This window comes from Brevibacterium sp. H602 (assembly GCF_051172395.1).
GTDB lineage: Bacteria > Actinomycetota > Actinomycetes > Actinomycetales > Brevibacteriaceae > Brevibacterium.
This window is the reverse complement of record NZ_JBPIZD010000031.1, coordinates 1-18,193: the sequence shown is the minus strand read 5'-3', so window position 1 is coordinate 18,193 and position 18,193 is coordinate 1. Positions and strand designations below refer to the sequence as shown.

Genomic DNA, 18,193 nt, shown 5'->3' with positions numbered 1-18,193 from the left:
CCGCTGGGACTAGCAGGCCGCCTCGGCGAGGGTGGGCTCGGATCGCCCTGCCCACGTCCGTTCGACGCGGATCGCCACGGCCACTACGGCGAGTGCAGCGAGCGCGAGGACGATGGCGGCGACGACCGTGGCGGGGAAGCCGAGCCCGGCTGCGATGACCCAGGCGCCGACGGCCGGGCCGAGCGCATTGCCGACGTTGAAGGCCGAAGTGTTGACGCTGGCGGCCAGGGTCGGTGCCTGAGTCGCGATCTGGAAGACGCGGGCATTGAGCGCCCCGGCGATGGAGAAACCGCTGGCGCCGACGAGGACGATCATGATGACGGCAGGGATTGCGTTGTCCGCGACCAGCCACAGGGCGCCGAGGCTGAGCGTCAGTGCCGTGAGGCTGCCGACGATATTGCCGAAGATGTTCCTATCGGCCAAGCGCCCGCCGACGACGACACCGATGAAGGCACCGACGCCGAAGGCCGCGAGGACTGCGGGAACGAGGTCCGCGGACAGTCCGGCCACCTGAGTGAGCAGCGGCGAGAAATAGGAGAAGGACGCGAACACCGAAGCCTGGAACAGCGCCGTTGTGCCCAGGGCCAACCAGATTCGGGGTCCCTTGAACGCGGCGATCTCGGCGCGGAGCAGAGTGCGCAGGCCGGGAGCCGCCTCGGCGGGAGTGGGTGATTCTGCTTCGTCTGGGTCGGTGGACTTCGCTGAGTCGGCAGGCTTCGCTGGGTCGGTGGGCTTCGCGTCCGACCGGGTGGTCACGGCGATGAGAACTGCGGCCAGTGCAGTGACGAGGGCGACCGCCCAGAAGGTCGACCGCCACCCGAACTGGGTGCCGATCCATGTTCCCATCGGCACTCCGACGAGGTTGGCTACTGTGAGTCCGCCGACGAGACTGGCGAGTGCACGGCCCTGTACGGCGGCGGGAGCGATGGCTGAGGTGTGGACGGCGGCGACGGCCCAGAACCCGCCGCAGGCGAAGGCAGACAGCACCCTTGAGACCATGAGCAGTCCGTAGCTCGGTGACAACGCTGCAAGGATGTGGAGGGAGGAGAAGCCGATGATCATGACGATCATCGTCGCCCGCCTGGGCAGGGTCAGCGTCAGCAGGGTCATGGCCGGTGCCCCGACGATCATGCCGACGGCGAAACCGGTGATGAGCAGGCCCGCCTGCGGGATCGTCACGCTCAAGTCAGCGCTCAAGGGTTCGAGGATTCCGGCGATCATGAACTCGCTGGTGCCGAGGCAGAAGATCACGGCGGCCAACAGATAGACCTGACCAGGCACCCGAGGCCTGAGGGAAGGCGGTGTCGAAGTGGTCATGGGGTGGGGCTGCCTTTCGTCGAGGCACCTGGGGCACCTTCGGTCGCGAGGGTGGCCCTGCCGGCCGGAGTGCACAGTCCTGCGACGAAGGCTCGGGCTTGGGCGAGGACGTCCTCTGTGGTCATGACGCGGGCGGCGATGCGCAGGCCGGCGAGCACGCTGTGGATGAGTGGGGCATGGATCCGGGGGTCGATGTCAGCGAGGATATGGCCCGCGGTCTGACCGCGCTCGATGATGCCTGAGTAGGTGTCGAGCCACGCGTTGCGGTCGGGGTCGAGGATCGAGCACACGGCATCGACTTCGCGGCCGAGCTCGGCGGCCGTGTTCGCCGACAGGCACCCGGTCCGGTTCTCGTCGTCGCACTGCTTCTTCAGCTCGCCGCCGAGGCGGTGCATGAGCAGGACGGGAGCGGGCTCGAGGCTGCGCTCGAGTTCCTCCCTGAGCGGGATGCCCGTGGCCGTATAGTCACGCAGGGCGCGGAGGAAGACGGCGTCGAGGCTGTCGAAGGTGTTGTAGAAGCTCGAGCGGCCGATGTTCGCGCGCTCGCAGACCAGTCCGACATCGGTTCCCGCATAGCCGTGCTCGCTGAACACGGCGATGGCGGCATCGATGACCGACTGCTCGTCGAAGCTCTTCTTCCTGCCCACGTGACGAGACTAAAGCATTTTGGACAAACGTGTCCAATAATTTCGGATCGGCTGTCCCGACCCCCCGTGTCGGTCGTGTCTTCAGGCCCCGACGTCGCCGAGGTGGTGCCGGACTTCGTGGAGTCCGTAGAGCGTGAGTGAGGCGACGGTGAAGGCGTGACCGTCGGAGCGGAAGCCGCGACGTTCCCATTCCTCCCCGCTGACCTGGAACAGGAGGCCGGCATAGGACTCGGCGGCCGCGCGGAGGGCGGGGGCCACCTCGGCGGGATCGGCGTGGGCGTAATCGGATTCGAGAGCGACCGCATCGCCATCGAAGTTGTCCAAGGTCGGGTCGGACTCGGCCAGCATGCGCTCGGTGCGGCGGCGGAATTCGTCGAGGACATCGCGCATATGGGCGGCGTATTCGACGTCCGACCATCGGTTCGGACTGCGCCGTTCGGTGGCGTCGGCCCTGGTCAGGACCGTCTGCCAGGTGGCGGCCGCCTCGGCGAGGGTGGTCGGGACGCCGGTCGGATCTTCATGGCCGGTGAAGCCGCATTCGGAGCAGCCGCCGACGAGGACATCGGTCCAGTCGCGGGTGTCAGGGGTGATCTCGCTCATTCGCCGTCCTTTTTGGAGCCGGACTTCCTGCCACTCGCCTTCTTGCCGTCATTGAGGATCTCGGCGAGCACGGTGGCCTGGCTGATGTCGTCGCGCTTGGCCGCGGTGAGCAGGGTGAGAGTCCCCCTCTGCGCGAGCCCGCGCAGCTCCTCGAGGGCCTGCTCGGCATCATCGCTCTTCAGTTCCTCGCGGAAGCGGCGAGCGAACTCGTCGAACTTCTCCGGATCGTGGGAGTACCACTTGCGCAGCTCGGTCGAGGGCGCGACGTCCTTGACCCAGTCGTCGAGTTCGGCCTTGTCCTTGCTCACCCCGCGCGGCCAGACTCGGTCGACGAGGATCCGGGTCCCATCGGACTTCTGTGCTTCGTCGTAGATGCGGCGGACCTGGACCACGTGTGTGGAGCTCTTCTTCTCGGACATCGGCTGACGCTCCTTTCGCTCGCTTCCCTTCGAGTCTACGACGCGGATACAGCGGCAGTGTCCCGTCGACCTTCGGCGCTGGCACCGTGGCCAATCGCGCCTGGTGAAGCGGAGACTCCGAGACGCAGGTCACCTTGGTGTCCCGAGGTGCACCGCGCCGAATCCGCGAGCGGAGGAGATGATGCAGTGACCGTCTGGCAGCAGGCATTCCCCGATGGGAAGAGTCCGCAACGGGTGCTGGTTCCGCCGTCGCCGTCTGCGATCTTCCTCGTCCTCACCGTCCGCCCCGGATTCGAGAGCAGAGCCAAGGACTTCCTGTCCGTGATCGCAGGGCTGACACGAACCGTCGGCTTCCGCTCCCGCGAAGCCGACCTCAGCTGTGTCACGGGTATCGGCGCCGACCTCTGGGACCGGATGTTCACCGCGCCCCGCCCCCGGGGTCTCCACCCGTTCATCGAACAGCGCGGAGACGTCCACACGGCGCCGTCCACCCCAGGTGACCTGCTGTTCCACATCCGCGCTCGCCGCATCGACATGTGCTTCGAACTCGCCCGACTCATCGGCGATGCTTTGCAGGGTGCCGTCGACGCCGTGTTGCGCCACCCGGATGACGTCGCCCAGGAATTCACCGAGGATTCCGTACCGAAATCCATTCTGGATTCCGCCGCGGCGGGACCCGATGTCGCTGCCGCCGCCGGGGCCGGGGCCGTTCCCGGCGATGGCGCCCCGGGCTATCCGGGCAGCACCTTTGTGATCGTTCAGAAGTACACACACGACATGTCCGCCTGGGACGCACTCAGCGTCGAGGAGCAGGAAGCGGCCTTCGGGCGGCACAAACTCTCCGACGTCGAATTCGCCGAGGAGGACAAGGCCCCGAACTCCCACCTCGTGCTCAATTCGATCGAGGACGAGGACGGCAACGACCGGGAGATCGTGCGCGACAACATGGTCTTCGGATCCGTCGGCTCAGAGGAGTACGGCGCCTATTTCATCGCCTATGCCGCCGATGTGACGACGACCGAACAGATGCTTACGAACATGTTCATCGGAGACCCGGTGTGCACCTACGACCGGATCCTCGACTTCTCGACCGCGGTGACCGGCGGGCTGTTCTTCGTCCCGTCCCAAGATTTCCTCGACGATCCCGATGGGGAACTCGCCGAGGCGGGACTCGGGATCGGTGGAGCCGCCTCGGTGAAGGTCGATGGACCGGACATCGACGACGGATCGGACGACGATCCGGTCGCTGATGTCCCGACAGACAGCGACGACCAGACAGACGCAGACCCCTCAGCACCCACGGACGGCAGCTTGGGAATCGGCAGCCTGAACATGAGACGACAGTGAACAATCTCTATCGCGAACTCGCCCCCATCACCGGCCCGGCCTGGGCGGAGATCGAGGAGGAGGCCAGGCGCACCTTCAAGCGCAATATCGCCGGTCGGCGCATCGTCGACGTCGAGGGGCCGAGCGGCTTCGAGACCTCCTCGGTGACCACGGGACATATCAAGGATGTGCAGTCGTATTCGTCGGGCCTGCACATTCGACAGCGCATCGTGCAGGAATTCGTCGAACTGCGCGCTCCCTTCACGATCACGCGTGAGGCCATCGACGATGTTGCGCGCGGCTCCGGCGATTCGGACTGGCAGCCGGTCAAGGACGCGGCGACGACGATCGCCCTGGCCGAGGACCGAGCCATCCTCCACGGACTCGACTCCGCAGGCATCGGCGGCATCGTCCCGAACTCGTCGAACGCGGCCGTGACCCTGCCCGATGCGGTCGAGGACTATGCGGACGCGGTGGCGCAGGCGCTGTCCGGCCTGCGCACGGCCGGTGTCGACGGGCCCTACAGCCTCCTGCTGTCCGAGGCCGAGTACACCAAGGTCTCCGAGTCGACCGACCACGGCTTCCCGATCCGCGACCACCTCTCACGCCAGCTCGGCGCCGGGGAGATCGTCTGGGCGCCGGCGCTCGAAGGTGCCCTGCTCGTGTCCACCCGCGGTGGTGACTACGAACTCCACCTCGGCCAGGACCTGTCGATCGGCTACAGCGGCCACGACAGTGAGACCGTCGACCTGTACCTGCAGGAGACCTTCGGCTTCCTCGCGCTCACCGACGAATCGAGCGTCCCCCTGCACCCCTGAGCCCGGCTCGGTGAACTGCTGCGCCTGCGGAGTCGCGGCGCAGCCCCCAGGTCGCGCTGCACAGCAGAGGGACGTAGTTGCCTAGGCATCGGGTTCTGTTCCCTGAATCATCGGGTTCTGTACGGTTGCACATCGAGTTCTGATCCAGTCATCGAGTTATATTGCGATCACTGGATCAGAAGTCGATGACTCCCCACGAGGTGGCCTAGCGGCGGGCAGCCTCGCTGAGGTTGCTCAGCACAAGCGTGCGCACCTGCCGGTCGATATAGGTCTCCAGGTCGAGCCCGATCCGCTGGAAGTACCAGTACTTGAGCGCCCACATATGGGCGATCGACATGAGGTCGTGCCCGAGCACCTGAGCATCGACATCACGCAGGTCGCCTGCTTCGACGGCGGCGGTGACGACGTCGACGAGGGGCTGGAGGGTCTCGAGCTCCTGGTCCTGGATCGACTTCAGTCCGTCTTTCGACAGTGCCCTGGAGACCTGATAGGTGAGCACGACCGCATGTCTCTGCTCACCGACGATGCGGCAGAACTCCGTGAACGCGGCGATGACCTTGTCCACGGGTTCGGCCGCCTCAGCGATGGCGGAAGGGACACGGAGACGGAACTCCTCGAGGACGCGGGTGATCGCGGCGAGCACGATCTGCTCCTTGTCCGAGAAGTACTTGTACAGCAGTCCGACACTGACCCCGCCGGACCTCGCGATCGCCTGCATGGACACCGAATGAGTGCCCTTCTCCTGCATCAGACGCACGGCGGCGTCGACGATCTGCCGCTCTCGGAATTCCGCGCGGGCACCGCGGACGATCGCGTTGAGGTCTTCGGATTCAGCTGACATGCTCGGCGGCGACTTCCTCTCTGAGCTTGAACTTCTGAATCTTACCGCTTGGCGTGCGAGGGAATTCGTCGAGGCACTGCAGGGCCTCGGGCCAGTACTGCTTGGCCACTCCCTTCGCGTCGAAGAACTCCTGCAGCTCGTCCATCGTCAGGCTGTGGCCCTCGTTGAGGGTCACGACTGCGCACGCGATCTCCTGCAGCCGGGGATGCGGCACCGCGACGACTGCGACCTGGGAGACCGCGGGATGTTCGTAGAGAACGTTCTCGATATAGGCTACCGGGATGTTCTCACCGCCGCGGATGATGATGTCCTTCGACCGCCCCGCGATCCGGATGAAGCCTTCGGCATCCATTTCGGCGAGGTCTCCGGTATCGAGCCAAACGCCCGCGAAGGCGTCTGCCGTCTGCTCCGGTTCATCGAGGTAGCCGACGAACAGGAACGGGCCCGTGACCTGGATTCTTCCTTCGATGCCCGCGGGCACGGGTTCCCCGAGGGGATCGACGATGCGAACCTTCATCGAGCCCAGCGCTCGTCCGTCGGTGCTCGTGACCTTCTCCTCCGAATCGCCCGGCGCCGTCATCGTCACCAGCCCGCATTCCGTCTGTCCCCAGCCGCCGAAGACGTTGAGCTCCGGAAGCAGCGTGCGCGCCTCGTTGACCATGACGCGCGGAATCGGGGCGCCCATGCAGCAGAAGTGCTTGAGGGAGGACAGATCGTGCTGCGTCGACTTCGCCACCTCGAGCAGATCGTGGAGGAACGGAGTGGCCCCCGATGTGTGCTGGATTCCGTGCTCGGCGACGAGACGGGCGAAATCCTCGCCGTTCCACACGTCCTGGAACACGCCCGAACCGCCGATGAGCAGAGGCAGACACACTCCGTACATGTAGCCGGTGAGATGGCCGAAGGTCGAGGCCATGTGGATGACCGAATCCTCGTCCAGGCCCAGGTGATCCGGCCACGGCAGCGAGGCCGCGAGCACGTTGTTGTGCGTGTGCATCACGCCCTTGGGGTTGCCCGTCGTCCCCGAGGTGAAGAGGATCAGTCCGACATCATTGGGGTCCGGACGCCGGTCGTCCCAAGCGATGGATTCGGTCGCCGAGGCGGCCGACCGTGAACCGTCTGAGCTTGAGTCGCGTTCCCCTCGAGCCAGGAAATCCGTCCACTTCTCGAAGCCGTCCCGACCGTCGAAGGTCGCCTCGCCGGGGGTGTCGAGGACGATCGTGTGCTGCAGCTCCGGCAGGTTCGGACGCAGTCGGTCGACCATATCGGGATAGTCGAACTTTCGGAAGCGATTGGGCACGAAGAGCACCGAGACCGACGCCTTCTTCGCCATATACCCGATCTCGCGGTCCCGATAGATCGGGATGAGGCCGTTGGTCACGGCGCCGGCCTTGATCGCGCCGAGGTGGATGACCAGCCATTCATACCAGTTCGGCAGCTGCACACCCACCACGTCGCCGGGTTCGACCCCGAGGTCGACGAGCGCCTGGGCACAGGTGTCGACGTCCGAGCTGAGCTGGGCATAGGTGTGGGCACCGTAGGGATCGCGGGTGACGACCGCGTCCGGTCGTTGTGCACTCCAGTGCTCGAGGTGGTCGAGCAGGGTCTGGTTCTTCCAGTCCCCGGATGAGGTGAATTCCTCGATGAGGGAGTCGGTCAGGATGGTCTCGAATCGGGTGGGCATAGCAGGGCTCCTTTGCTCTGGTGTCGTGCCTGTGACTCGGGTGGTGCTGGTAGTCGTGCTGACAACTGCCGCCGACGGGAGACGGCCGTGATGCTCAGGCCATCGTCAGTCCGCCGGAGACGGAGAGTGTCTGGCCAGTGACATAGGCGGAATCGGGACGGGCGAAGAAGGCCACGGCATTCGCGAGGTCCTCGGGCTGGGCGAGCCGACGCATCGGAATCGCCTTCTCCAGTGCGGTGCGCAGCTTCGGATTGTCCGCGGAGATCTCAGCGAACAGCGGCGTGTCGGCCGGTCCGGGACACACGCAGTTCGCGGAGATCCCGTGACGGGCGACCTCGCGGGCGAAGGTCTTCGTGAACGAGATGATTCCGCCCTTGGCCGCCGAGTACACGGCCTCCCCGCTCGACCCGACCCGGCCGGCGTCCGAGCCGATGCTGATGACGGATCCCGATCCGGCTGCGATCATGTGTTCGGCCGCCGACTGCGTGCAGTTGAGCGTGCCGAGGAGGTTGATCGCGATGACCCGCTGCCAGGTCGCTGGCGTCGACTCCATGAATGGTTCGACCTTGTCCCAGCCGGCGTTGTTGACGAGGACGTCGATGCGTCCGAAGCGCTCGACCACCTCGGCGATCATGGCGTCCACGGCCGCACGGTCGGTGACGTCGGCGGCGAGCCCGATCGAATCATGCCCCAGCGCCGAGGCGGTGTCCGCGGCCGTCTGTGCGTCGAGGTCGGCAACGACGACGGTGGCGCCGTCGGCGGCGAGGCGGGTCGCGATTCCCTTGCCGATTCCGGAGGCGGCACCGGTGACGATGATGATGCGATCGGTCAGGGGTGCGGTCTGAGTGGGTGTTGACATGGTTTGTCCTTCCAGTCGTGTGTCTGATGCTGCGGTTGGATAGTGAGCCGGGTGAGAGATGTATCGGTGGGGAAGCTGTGGGTGGGCCCGGCCCGTGTTCTGCCCGGTCAGGGGGCGAATTTTCGCCCGGCGGAGCTGCGGGCGATGATGAGTTTCATGATCTGGGCGGTGCCGTCGCCGATCTGCATGCCGAGCACGTCGCGCAGTCGCTTCTCGACGTCCCGGTCCTGTTTGTAGCCGTTCTGCCCGTGCAGAAGCAGGCACTGATGGACCGCGTGGTAGGCCTCGAGCGGGGCCCACCACTTGCACATGGCGGCCTGCGTGGTGTGCGGGAGGCCCTCGTCGCCGAGGCGCAGGGTGTCCAGGCACAGCAGTCGGGCCGCCGCCATCTTCGTCTCCGCCTCGGCCAGGGGGAATGAGACCCCTTGGAACTTCGACAGCGGCTGATCGAAGGCCTCACGTCCCTTGACGTAGTCCCAGGCGTCCTCGATCGCGCGCGTCGCAGTTCCCGTGCACTGCAGTCCGATGAGCGCACGTGAGAAGTCGAATCCCTGCATGACCTGGGTGAATGCTCCACCGACCTCGCCGAGGAGGTGGTCGGCGGGCACGCGGACATCGGTGAAGTCCACGCTGCCGCGGGCGACCGCCGCCTGACCCATGTCGATGATGGGGTTCCGGGTCACCCCGGGAGCGTCGAGGTCGACGAGGAACGCCGAGATGCCCTTTCCGCGTCCGGCCTCGGGGTCGGTGCGGGCGAAGATCACCGTCGCCGTCGAGGTCATCGCCAGCGACATCGACTTCGTGCCGTTGACGATCCAGTCATCGCCGTCCCGTCGGGCCGTGGTCGAGGGGTTTCCGGCGTCCGAACCGGCCTCTGGTTCGGAGAGTCCGATGGCCACCGTTTCGTCACCGGTTGTGATGAGGCGGCAGTAGTGGGCGGCCACCTCGGCGCTGGCATTGCGGGCGATGACCTGTCCGATGAGGGATCCGACGACCTGGATATAGGCGACGGTGAGGTCTCCGCGGGCGATGGCCTCGGTGACGAGTCCCGCGGTGACCTTGGTCAGCCCGGCCCCGCCGAGGTGGGTCGGCAGTTCCGGGGCGATGAGACCGGCGCGGCCCATCTCCCGGGTGATATCGGCACCGATGCGGCCGGCGGCTTCGCGTTCGCGGGCCTCGCTGATGAGCCGCTCCTCGAATCCGGCCGCCGCATCGAGCAGGGTCTGGGTATCGGGGGTGAGAGTCGTGTCCACGGGAATCCTCTGTGCTGTCAGGGTCTGTGCGGGTGGGAGCTGTGCCGGCGGGGCGCCGGTGGTCAGTACGCGCCGTCGAACCGGCTGAAGTCCGGGTCGCGCTTCTCCGCGAAGGCGGCCGCGCCTTCGTGTGATTCCGGCGAGTGGGCGTAGAGGTCGAGGGCGCTCATGGCGAGGTTCGTGAAGCCGGTCTGCATCTCGGAATCGGCGTTGAACGACTGCTTGAGGAAGCGCAGCGCCGTCGGAGCCTTGAGACCGAGGGCCCGGGCGCGCTCCTTGGCGCGAGGCATGAGCTCCTCGGCCTCGACGACCTCGTTGGCCAAGCCCCAGGATTCGGCCTTCTGTGCGTCGATGAGTTCGCAGAAGTACCACATCTCACGGGCGCGCTTCTCGCCGATGACGCGGGCGAGGAAGGCCGAGCCGTAGCCGGCGTCGAAGGATCCGACCTTGGGGCCCGCCTGGCCGAAGCGCGCGTGTGAAGCCGCGATCGTGATGTCGCAGAGGGTGGAGAGCACGTTTCCGCCGCCGATGGCGACGCCGTTGACCGCGGAGATCACGGGTTTGGGCACCGAGCGGATGACCTTATGGAGTTCGGAGATGCGGAACATGCCGTAGCGGCTGGGGCCGTAGTCGCCGGTCTGCGCCTTCTGCTTGACATCGCCGCCGGCGCAGAAGGACTTCTGACCGGAACCGGTGAGGATGATCGAGCGGACACGGTTGTCGCCCCAAGCCAGGGTGAAGGCTTCGATGAGTTCGTCGACGGTCTGCGAGCGGAACGAATTGAAGGAATCGGGCCGGTTGATCGTGATGACCGCGAAGGTTTCCTCGACCTCGTAGAGGATGTCGTCGAATTCCGTGGCTGCGGTGTGCTGAGTCGGGCTGGTGGATGTGGGCATCGTTGCCTCCTCGAACGAAAAATGAATCTATGTTCACATATAGTGAACCTGAGTTCATGAACGAGGTCAAGAGCCGCGGTACCGGAAGATTCTTGTGAGTTCGCCGAGTTTCGTCCGTCGGCATCGGAGCGATGGTGTACTGGTGGAAGAATGTTGCCGGAAAGGGTGCCGACAGAATGCACTGCTCGGGTGCCGGCCGATCCGAACCCCGGCAATGGGTCGGGGGTGGCTGACGATGACGACGAGAGACGGACGACGATGACCGCTGCAGAACCTGGGCCGAACGGCTCGACGTCACCGAGGGGCAGGCAGACAGCTGCCGGTGCGGAGATCGGGGCGCTCATCGGTGCCGGCTTCGGGCTGCTGTTTCTCATCATCAACACCGGCCAGTTCTCGACCCTCGGGCGCACGCTTGTCATCGCGGTCGGCGTCATCGTCTTCGCCGGCATCGCGGTCCTCGCGGTTCGCGGACTGCGGCGGAACCGTGGTGGAGGCGGCCGCCTCGGCGAATCGGGGACACGTGGTCGCCGGGAACCGCCGTTCGGTCGCGCCTACTGGATCATCGTGCTCATCGAGGCGGTCCTCCTGTTCGCCGGAGCCCGACTGCTGGCGAGCCTCGGCCATCCGGAGCTTGGAGTGGCATGGGTGGCCGTGGTCGTCGGCACCCATTTCTATGCGCTCGGCCGCGTGTTCGGGCTCGACCGCTTCCACGTGCTCGCCACCGTCGTGACCCTCTGCGGCATCGGCGGGTTCATCGCCTTCTTCGCCGCGGCTCCGGCGTTCATCCCGGTCATCAGCGGCGTCATCTCGGGATTCGTGCTGCTCGCCTTCGCCGTGTGGGCCCTGGTCCCGACCGAGCGGTAGAGCCTGGCACGCATCGAGTTTCGTTAGGTTCGTCATCGGGTTCTGATCCAGTCATCGAGTCTTCTCCCGATGACTGGATCAAAAGTCGATGAAGCTGCACGAGGTGGCTGGGCCCGTGACCACACTGCGTTCCAGCCATCAGGACGCGAACTGATGGCTGGAACGCCGTGTGGTCGTCGGCAGGTGGCGGGGCCAGGCCCTACCGGCAGGTGGTGGTGCGGGATCAGTCCTCGGCAGGAGCGTCGGGCGCCCCGGTGCCGTCCTTCTTCAGCGGCTGCACGCGCGGGGGCGGGAATTCCGGCGCGGCAGCCGCGGGGCGGGCCTCCAGCCCGGCGAACACCTCGGCGATGGCGCGGTCGAGCTGCGGATCATCGGCGGCGAAGAGCTGACCGGGATCGTGCTCGACCTCGATATCGGGGTCGACTCCGTAGTTCTCCACACTCCAGCCCTTGCCCTCGATCCAGAAGGCGTAGCGCGGCTGCGTCACTCCGGTGCCATCGACGAGATCGTAGCGACCGTCGATGCCGACGACTCCGCCCCAGGTGCGCACGCCGATCACCGGGCCGATGCCCTTGGCCTGCACGCGCGCGTTGATGATGTCGCCGTCGGAGCCGGAGAACTCATTGGCCACGAACACCACAGGCCCGCGCGGAGCATCCTCGGGGTCCCGGTCCATCTGGTCATAGCTGCGAGCCGCACCCCAGGCAACCACCTGGTCGGCGAAGCGTTCGGCCACGAGCGCGCTTGTGTGCCCGCCGCGGTTGAAACGCACATCGGCGATGACACCCTCGCAGCCCATGGCCTGTCGCAGATCCCGGTGCAGCTGCGCCCAACCGTAGGCGGTCATGTCCGGGACATGGACGTAGCCGATGCGGCCGGATGACTTCTCGGCCACATACTCCCGGCGGGAGCGCACCCAATCCTGATAGCGCAGCTTCTCCTCACTGGCCAGCGGAATGACCGCGACCGTGCGGTCCTTGCGACCGCGGCGCAGAATGAGCTCGACGATCGTGTCTGCTGCTCCCTGCAGATGAGCGGCGGGACCGGCCGCCTCGTCGACGGCCTGACCATTCACGGCGACGATGACATCGCCGGGCTGGGCCCCGACGCCGGCCTGCCGCAGCGGCGACCTGGCATCCGGTTCACTGCTCTCACCGGGAAGGATGCGCTCAATCGTCCATCCATCCGCCATCTTGGCCAGATCCGCACCGAGGAATCCGAGCTTCTTCGACCCATCGCCGAGTCCCGACGGCGTGACATAAGCATGCGAGGTGTTGAGTTCGCCCACGGTCTCCCACAGCACGTCGACGAGGTCGTCGTGAGTCAGGGCCTTCGCGGCCACGGCGCGCCAGCGCAGCGTCACCGACTCCCAGTTCACCCCGTTCATGTCCTCGCGCCAATAGTGGTCGCGCATGATCCGGGAGTTCTCTTCGAACATCTGCAGCCATTCGGCCCGGCGGTCGAGTTCGAACCGCAGACGCGAGAGATCGACGGAGATGTTGTCGTCATCGTCTGCCTCGACCTTCCGGTTCGCCGGGACCACACTGATGGCATCATCGCTGCGCACGACGAGCAGCTTGCCGTCTCCGGAGATCTCGTACTCGTCGGCCTTGTCGACGACGGTGGTGACCTTCCGCTTGGCGAAGTCGAAGTACTGGACCACCTCGGCGGGTTTGTCACCGGCATCTCCGGCCCGTCCGGTGCCGAGCTCACCGGCTTCGACGTCGCCGGTGCGCAGCCAGACGAGACCACCGTCGGCGGATTCGAGATCCCGGAAGACCCCCGAGGCGACCGGGAACGGCACGATGCGCTCCTCGGCTCCCTCGAGTTCGACCTCGACGGTGGCGGCCGGTTTGTCCCCGCGCCCACGTTCGGACTTCGCCTCCTCGGTGACCTCGCTGATCGCCCATCCGCCGGCGCTCGGCCCGAACGGTGCGGCCTCATCGGCGGCCAAGGGCAGCAGCCACGGTCGGGTGACTCCGTTGAACGACAGATCGAAGGAATGCTGGTTGTACGAGGGATCGAAGGTGCGATCGGAGAGGAACGCGACGAACTTGCCATCACGGGTGAACGTCGGCGAGAAGTCATTGAACTTGCCGGTCGTCAGCGGCTGGGCCTCGCGATCCGACTTCACCTCGGCGATCATCAGCTGCGCGAGCAGCTCCTCACCCTGCGTCGGCTGGGACCACACGAGGTACTTCCCATCGGGTGAGAACTGCGGATCGCGCGCCTCTCCGTGGCCCGAATGTCCGATCAGACGCGTCCGTCCGTTGCCCACCTCGACGGTCCGGATCGACCCGTCGTGGGAGATCGTGGCGAGCATCTTCCCCGCCGGATCCGCCTTCAGGTGCAGGACCCTTCCCAGGGCTCCGGCCCCGATTCGCCGAGGCGGCTTGTCCCCGGTCACGGAGGCGACCTCGATCGCGTCCTCCCCTTCGACATCGGTGATGTACGCGGCCAACCCGGTGTCCCCGAGGATGAGGGGTTCGCGGGTGCGGATCGACGAATCTGCGCACAGCGCTCGGGCCGGGCCTTCGCGGTGGGCGAGCCAGAAGGTCTTGCCCCGCCATTCCACCACCGAGGCATTGCCTTCTCTGTCGGGGCTGATGTGGTTGAGACCGGTCTTCGGGTCGAGGCTCAGCGGCTGCACCTGAGTGCCCGGCAGGTTCACTGCTAGAGTGCGGATCTCGGCGTCGAGGCTGTCGAGGATCTTGATCTCCCCACGGGAGTGCCAGACGATGCGGGTGCCGTCGGTCGTGGCGTCACGGACATAGCCCTCGGCCTCGGTCTGATGAGTGAGCTGCCGTGGTACGACCGAGTCATCACCTGAACTCGCCGAGGTGGCCAGTCCGTCGATGATCCACAGGTTCGCCTGCTCATCGGCGTGGTGAGGGAAGGTCGCGGCGCGGTCCGAGGTGAACACGAGCGAATCGCCGACCCACAGCGGGTCGGTCAGAGAGGCCTCGTCCTCGCGCAGCAGCCGCTGCCAGCGGGCCTCGGACCCATCACCGATGCCGGCAGCGTTCGTGCTGCCGATCCGATCGAGCCACAGCCTCGGCGCGGTGCCTCCTCGGTAGCGCTTCCAGTGCGCGGGCGGACGGGAGTACGGCGTCGACAGGGCGGTCACTCCCGTGTGGTGCCGGGCCAGTCCCGAAGCACGACCGAACGACAGCCGTTCGACCTCACCGTCGAGGCTCACGGACTTCACGACATGGTTGCGGACCTCGAACTCCCCGGCATTCGCACCGACGAGGACATGAGCGGCATCGGCCCACCCGAGCATCGTCATCGCGCTCGACCCCAACCAGGTGAGCCGACGCAGGGACCCGGTGGCCACCTCGGCGACCATGAGCTCGGCCTGGCCGGTGCGGAAGGACACGAACGCGACGTGCGCTGCGTCGGGGGAGATCCTCGGTGACCGGACCGGCGCATGATCGGAGGTCAGCCGCCAGGCGCGGCCGCCGGCGGAGGGAACGAGCCAGACATCGTCGTCGGCGGTGAAGGTGATGAGATCGGACTGGATATGGGGATAGCGAAGATAAGTCACGTGACCCACATTACAAGCTCGGCTGAGCGGCGACCGCGGGCCGGAACCGATGCCCAGGCAACTTGCACCCGGCAATAGAATGGGCACATGCCATCTCTGACTTCTGTGCTCACGGACCGTTTCGCCGCCGCCCTCACCCAGGCCTTCGGTGAGGACTTCGCCGGACGTGATCCCGTCATCCGCAGCAGCCAGTTCGCAGACTTCCAGGCCAATGTGGCCCTGCCGCTGGCCAAGGAGCTGAAGTCGAAGCCGCGCGACATCGCCGGACAGATCGTCGAGAACCTCGACCTCGAGGGCGTGTGCGAGACCCCGGAGATCTCCGGACCCGGGTTCATCAACCTCACCTTCACCCCGGAATTCCTCGCCTCCACGCTCGAGGCTGGGGGTGCCGCAGCGGCACCGGCGAACGATGCCCCGCAGACGGTCGCCATCGACTATTCGGCCCCGAACGTGGCCAAGGAGATGCATGTCGGGCACCTGCGCACCACCGTCGTCGGCGACGCCCTGGCCCGCACTCACGAATTCCTCGGCAACACGGTCATCCGCCAGAATCACATCGGCGACTGGGGCACCCCCTTCGGCATGCTCATCGAGCACCTCCTCGACGTCGGCGTCGACTCCGGCGAGGCCTCCGAAGTGTCCGAGAACCCGAACGCCTTCTACCAGGCGGCCCGGGCGAAGTTCGACTCCGATGACGCCTTCGCCACCCGCTCCCGGTCCCGGGTCGTCAAACTCCAGGGCGGCGACGAAGAGACTCTTGGCCTGTGGACGACGCTCGTCGGCTACTCCCGCGAGTACTTCAACCGCATCTACTCCCTCCTCGACGTCACCCTCACCGACGCCGACCTCGCCGGAGAGTCCACCTACAACGACATGCTCGCCGAGGTCTGCGACGAGCTCGAGGCGAAGGGCCTGGCCACGATCTCCGATGGAGCGCTGTGCGTGTTCCCCGATGGCTTCACCGGCCGTGAGGGCGAACCGCTGCCGCTCATCATCCGCAAATCCGACGGCGGCTACGGCTATGCCACGACCGACCTCGCGGCCGTCCGCAACCGGGCGCTCAACCTCGGTGTGAACCGGGCGCTCTACGTCGTCGGCACCCCGCAGGCGATGCACTTCGAGATGGTCTTCACCGTCGCCCGCGCGGCCGGCTGGCTGCCGGAGACCTTCAGCCCCGAGCACGTGAAGATCGGCAATGTGCTCGGGTCCGACGGCAAGATCCTGCGCACCCGCTCAGGTGCCCCGCTGCGCCTGGCCGAACTCCTCGAAGAAGCCGTGACCCGGGCGAAGATGACCCTGGCAGAGTCGAGCGTGGACTTCGGCCCCGAGGAGGCCGATGAGGTTGCGCGCATCGTCGGCATCGGTGCGGTCAAGTACGCCGACCTCTCCGTCGCCCACGACACCTCGTACACCTTCGACCTCGACCGGATGCTCGCCCCCATCGGCAACACCGCCCCGTACCTCCAGTACGCCGGTGCCCGCATCCGCTCGATCGGTCGCAAGGCCGAAGCCGAAGGCGTCGACGCCACCCAGGTCGCGAACGCTGCGATCAGCCTCGGTGAGACGGCTGAGCGTGAGCTGGCGCTGTCGATCCTCGGCTTCGCCGATGTGGTCACCGAGGTGGCCGCCGGGTCGACGCCGCATCGCCTGTGCACCTACCTGTTCGATCTCGCCCAGGCATTCACCTCGTTCTACGAGCAGTGCCCGGTGCTCATCGCCGAGACCGAAGAGCTGCGGGACTCCCGTCTGCGGCTCTCGGCGATCGTGCTCGAGGTCCTCCAGGCCGGTCTCGGGGTGCTCGGCATCCGCGTTCCCGAGCGGATGTGAGTTCGCCTCACCGGCCCTCCGCGAAGAGGATGCTGCCCTGGATCGTTCTGGGCATCGTCATCCTCGCCCTCAATCTGCGCACCCCGATCATCGCGCCGACGGCGATCCTGCCCGACATCCAGGAGGGCACGGGGTTCAGTGCGGCCGGACTCGGTCTGCTGACCGGTCTGCCGGTTCTGCTGTTTGCGCTGGCCACGCCGTTGGCGGGGAAGTTCATCACCCGCCTCGGGGCCGAAGCGACGGTTCTCGCCTGTCTGTCCGGTGTCCTGCTGGGCACAGTTCTGCGGTCGGTCGGCCCTCCCTGGCTCGTGCTCGTGGGCACAGGAATCATCGGCTTGGCGATCACCCTGGGCAATATCGTCGTGCCCGTGCTCATCCGCCGGGAGGTTCCGTGGGAACAGGTGTCGATGGTCACCGGCCTGTACTCGGCGATGATGAACGTCGGGTCGATGGCTACCCTCATCGGCACCGGCCCGCTGGCCGCGGCCTTCGGTTGGCGCTGGGCTCTGGTCGCATGGGGCGTCCTCGCCCTCGCAGGGCTCGGTTTCTGGATGGTGCTCATCCGCGTGCGCGTGCGCCGCGAAGGGGAGGCCGCGCGCGCTGCCGCGGAGGCCGTCGATTCGAGTGACCCATCCCTCGCCGAGGCGGCCGCCCCCGCAGCGAAGCAGTCGTGGGCCGAGGCTCCCGCCTCCTTCCGAGTGATCATCGCGCTGCTCATCATCACGTTCTCCGGGCAGTCGACCGCCTACTACGTGACGACGACCTGGCTGCCGAGCTACCTCGGAGACACGATCGGGCTCGCCCGCACCGCCGCGGGAGGCACGGCGTCCCTGTTCCAGATCGCGGCGATCCTCGGCGCCTTCGGAGTGCCGCTGCTGGCTGTGAAGACGAAGCCGTGGGTGCCCGTGGCGATCGTTGCCGCGCTATGGCTGTCCCTGCCCGTGGGTCTGCTGGCGGCCCCCGGCGCGTACTGGCTGTGGGCGACCACCGGCGGCATCGCCCAAGGCGGCGGGTTCACGGCGATCTTCTCGATTATCGCCCGCACCGCCGGCAGTGACGCCCAGACCGCGTCAGCTTCGGCGCGCGTGCAGTTCGGCGGCTACCTCGCAGCGACCTTGGCCCCGCCATTCGCCGGTTGGCTCAACACCGCGACCGGCGGGTGGACGGCTCCGCTGCTGCTCATCCTTGCCGCCACCCTCGCATTCACGATCACCGGTCTCGTGGCCGCCCGCCGAGCCGGAGGCTTCCCCCGCGGCGGTCGCGAGGTCCTCGACCCCGAATAGGCTCCCCCTCCC

General features: G+C 66.7%; 15 protein-coding genes. 5 read left to right on the top strand and 10 right to left on the bottom strand.

The window, feature by feature from the left end; all coding sequences use genetic code 11:
* Positions 1–9 precede the first annotated feature (9 nt).
* From ACSBQT_RS16620 to ACSBQT_RS16605, 4 genes are all read right to left on the bottom strand, one after another.
* Positions 10–1,317 carry an MFS transporter gene (locus tag ACSBQT_RS16620; protein WP_410709338.1) on the bottom strand — a complete coding sequence of 436 codons (1,308 nt, stop codon included), beginning with the start codon at positions 1,315–1,317 and terminating at the stop codon, positions 10–12.
* Positions 1,314–1,964 carry a TetR/AcrR family transcriptional regulator gene (locus ACSBQT_RS16615; protein WP_410709339.1) on the bottom strand — a complete coding sequence of 217 codons (651 nt, stop codon included), beginning with the start codon at positions 1,962–1,964 and terminating at the stop codon, positions 1,314–1,316. Before ACSBQT_RS16615 ends, ACSBQT_RS16620 begins: the two co-directional genes overlap by 4 nt.
* Before the next feature lie 81 nt (positions 1,965–2,045).
* Entirely contained in the window at positions 2,046–2,564 is a 519-nt protein-coding gene (locus ACSBQT_RS16610) for a DinB family protein (RefSeq protein WP_410709340.1), read from the bottom strand.
* Positions 2,561–2,983, bottom strand: coding sequence for a DUF488 domain-containing protein (locus ACSBQT_RS16605; RefSeq protein ID WP_410709341.1), 423 nt, complete (start codon positions 2,981–2,983; stop codon positions 2,561–2,563). Before ACSBQT_RS16605 ends, ACSBQT_RS16610 begins: the two co-directional genes overlap by 4 nt.
* Before the next feature lie 186 nt (positions 2,984–3,169).
* Here ACSBQT_RS16605 and ACSBQT_RS16600 point away from each other — a divergent pair, with 186 nt between their 5' ends.
* Both ACSBQT_RS16600 and ACSBQT_RS16595 read left to right on the top strand, forming a co-directional pair.
* Entirely contained in the window at positions 3,170–4,330 is a 1,161-nt protein-coding gene (locus ACSBQT_RS16600) for a Dyp-type peroxidase (protein WP_410709342.1), read from the top strand.
* Entirely contained in the window at positions 4,327–5,127 is an 801-nt protein-coding gene (locus tag ACSBQT_RS16595) for a family 1 encapsulin nanocompartment shell protein (protein ID WP_410709343.1), read from the top strand. The genes ACSBQT_RS16600 and ACSBQT_RS16595 overlap by 4 nt, the downstream gene beginning before the upstream one ends.
* A gap of 205 nt (positions 5,128–5,332) precedes the next feature.
* Here the strand turns inward: ACSBQT_RS16595 and ACSBQT_RS16590 are convergent, their stop codons facing one another.
* The 5 genes from ACSBQT_RS16590 to ACSBQT_RS16570 all read right to left on the bottom strand — a co-directional run bounded on the left by ACSBQT_RS16590 (position 5,333) and on the right by ACSBQT_RS16570 (position 10,660).
* Positions 5,333–5,968: a TetR/AcrR family transcriptional regulator gene (locus ACSBQT_RS16590; protein WP_139467631.1), complete on the bottom strand. Its 636-nt coding sequence runs from the start codon at positions 5,966–5,968 to the stop codon at positions 5,333–5,335.
* Entirely contained in the window at positions 5,958–7,652 is a 1,695-nt protein-coding gene (locus ACSBQT_RS16585; RefSeq protein ID WP_410709344.1) for an AMP-binding protein, read from the bottom strand. Before ACSBQT_RS16585 ends, ACSBQT_RS16590 begins: the two co-directional genes overlap by 11 nt.
* A gap of 94 nt (positions 7,653–7,746) precedes the next feature.
* Entirely contained in the window at positions 7,747–8,511 is a 765-nt protein-coding gene (locus ACSBQT_RS16580; protein WP_410709345.1) for an SDR family NAD(P)-dependent oxidoreductase, read from the bottom strand.
* A gap of 107 nt (positions 8,512–8,618) precedes the next feature.
* The gene (locus ACSBQT_RS16575; RefSeq protein WP_410709346.1) at positions 8,619–9,764 is read right to left on the bottom strand and encodes an acyl-CoA dehydrogenase family protein; all 1,146 of its coding nucleotides are present in this window, start codon (positions 9,762–9,764) and stop codon (positions 8,619–8,621) included.
* A gap of 62 nt (positions 9,765–9,826) precedes the next feature.
* Entirely contained in the window at positions 9,827–10,660 is an 834-nt protein-coding gene (locus tag ACSBQT_RS16570; protein WP_410709347.1) for an enoyl-CoA hydratase-related protein, read from the bottom strand.
* Positions 10,661–10,918: 258 nt separating this feature from the next.
* Here ACSBQT_RS16570 and ACSBQT_RS16565 point away from each other — a divergent pair, with 258 nt between their 5' ends.
* The gene (locus tag ACSBQT_RS16565) at positions 10,919–11,524 is read left to right on the top strand and encodes a hypothetical protein (protein WP_435002121.1); all 606 of its coding nucleotides are present in this window, start codon (positions 10,919–10,921) and stop codon (positions 11,522–11,524) included.
* A 223-nt stretch (positions 11,525–11,747) separates the two neighbouring features.
* Here the strand turns inward: ACSBQT_RS16565 and ACSBQT_RS16560 are convergent, their stop codons facing one another.
* Positions 11,748–15,071 (bottom strand): S41 family peptidase, encoded by a 3,324-nt coding sequence (locus ACSBQT_RS16560; RefSeq protein ID WP_410709349.1) that lies wholly within the window; start codon positions 15,069–15,071, stop codon positions 11,748–11,750.
* Positions 15,072–15,158: 87 nt separating this feature from the next.
* On the opposite strand from ACSBQT_RS16560, the gene argS reads away from it, so the two are divergent.
* The gene (gene argS / locus ACSBQT_RS16555) at positions 15,159–16,898 is read left to right on the top strand and encodes an arginine--tRNA ligase (RefSeq protein ID WP_410709350.1); all 1,740 of its coding nucleotides are present in this window, start codon (positions 15,159–15,161) and stop codon (positions 16,896–16,898) included.
* Complete coding sequence (locus tag ACSBQT_RS16550) at positions 16,895–18,181, top strand: MFS transporter (protein WP_410709351.1); 1,287 nt, start codon at positions 16,895–16,897, stop codon at positions 18,179–18,181. The genes argS and ACSBQT_RS16550 overlap by 4 nt, the downstream gene beginning before the upstream one ends.
* Positions 18,182–18,193: the final 12 nt, after the last annotated feature.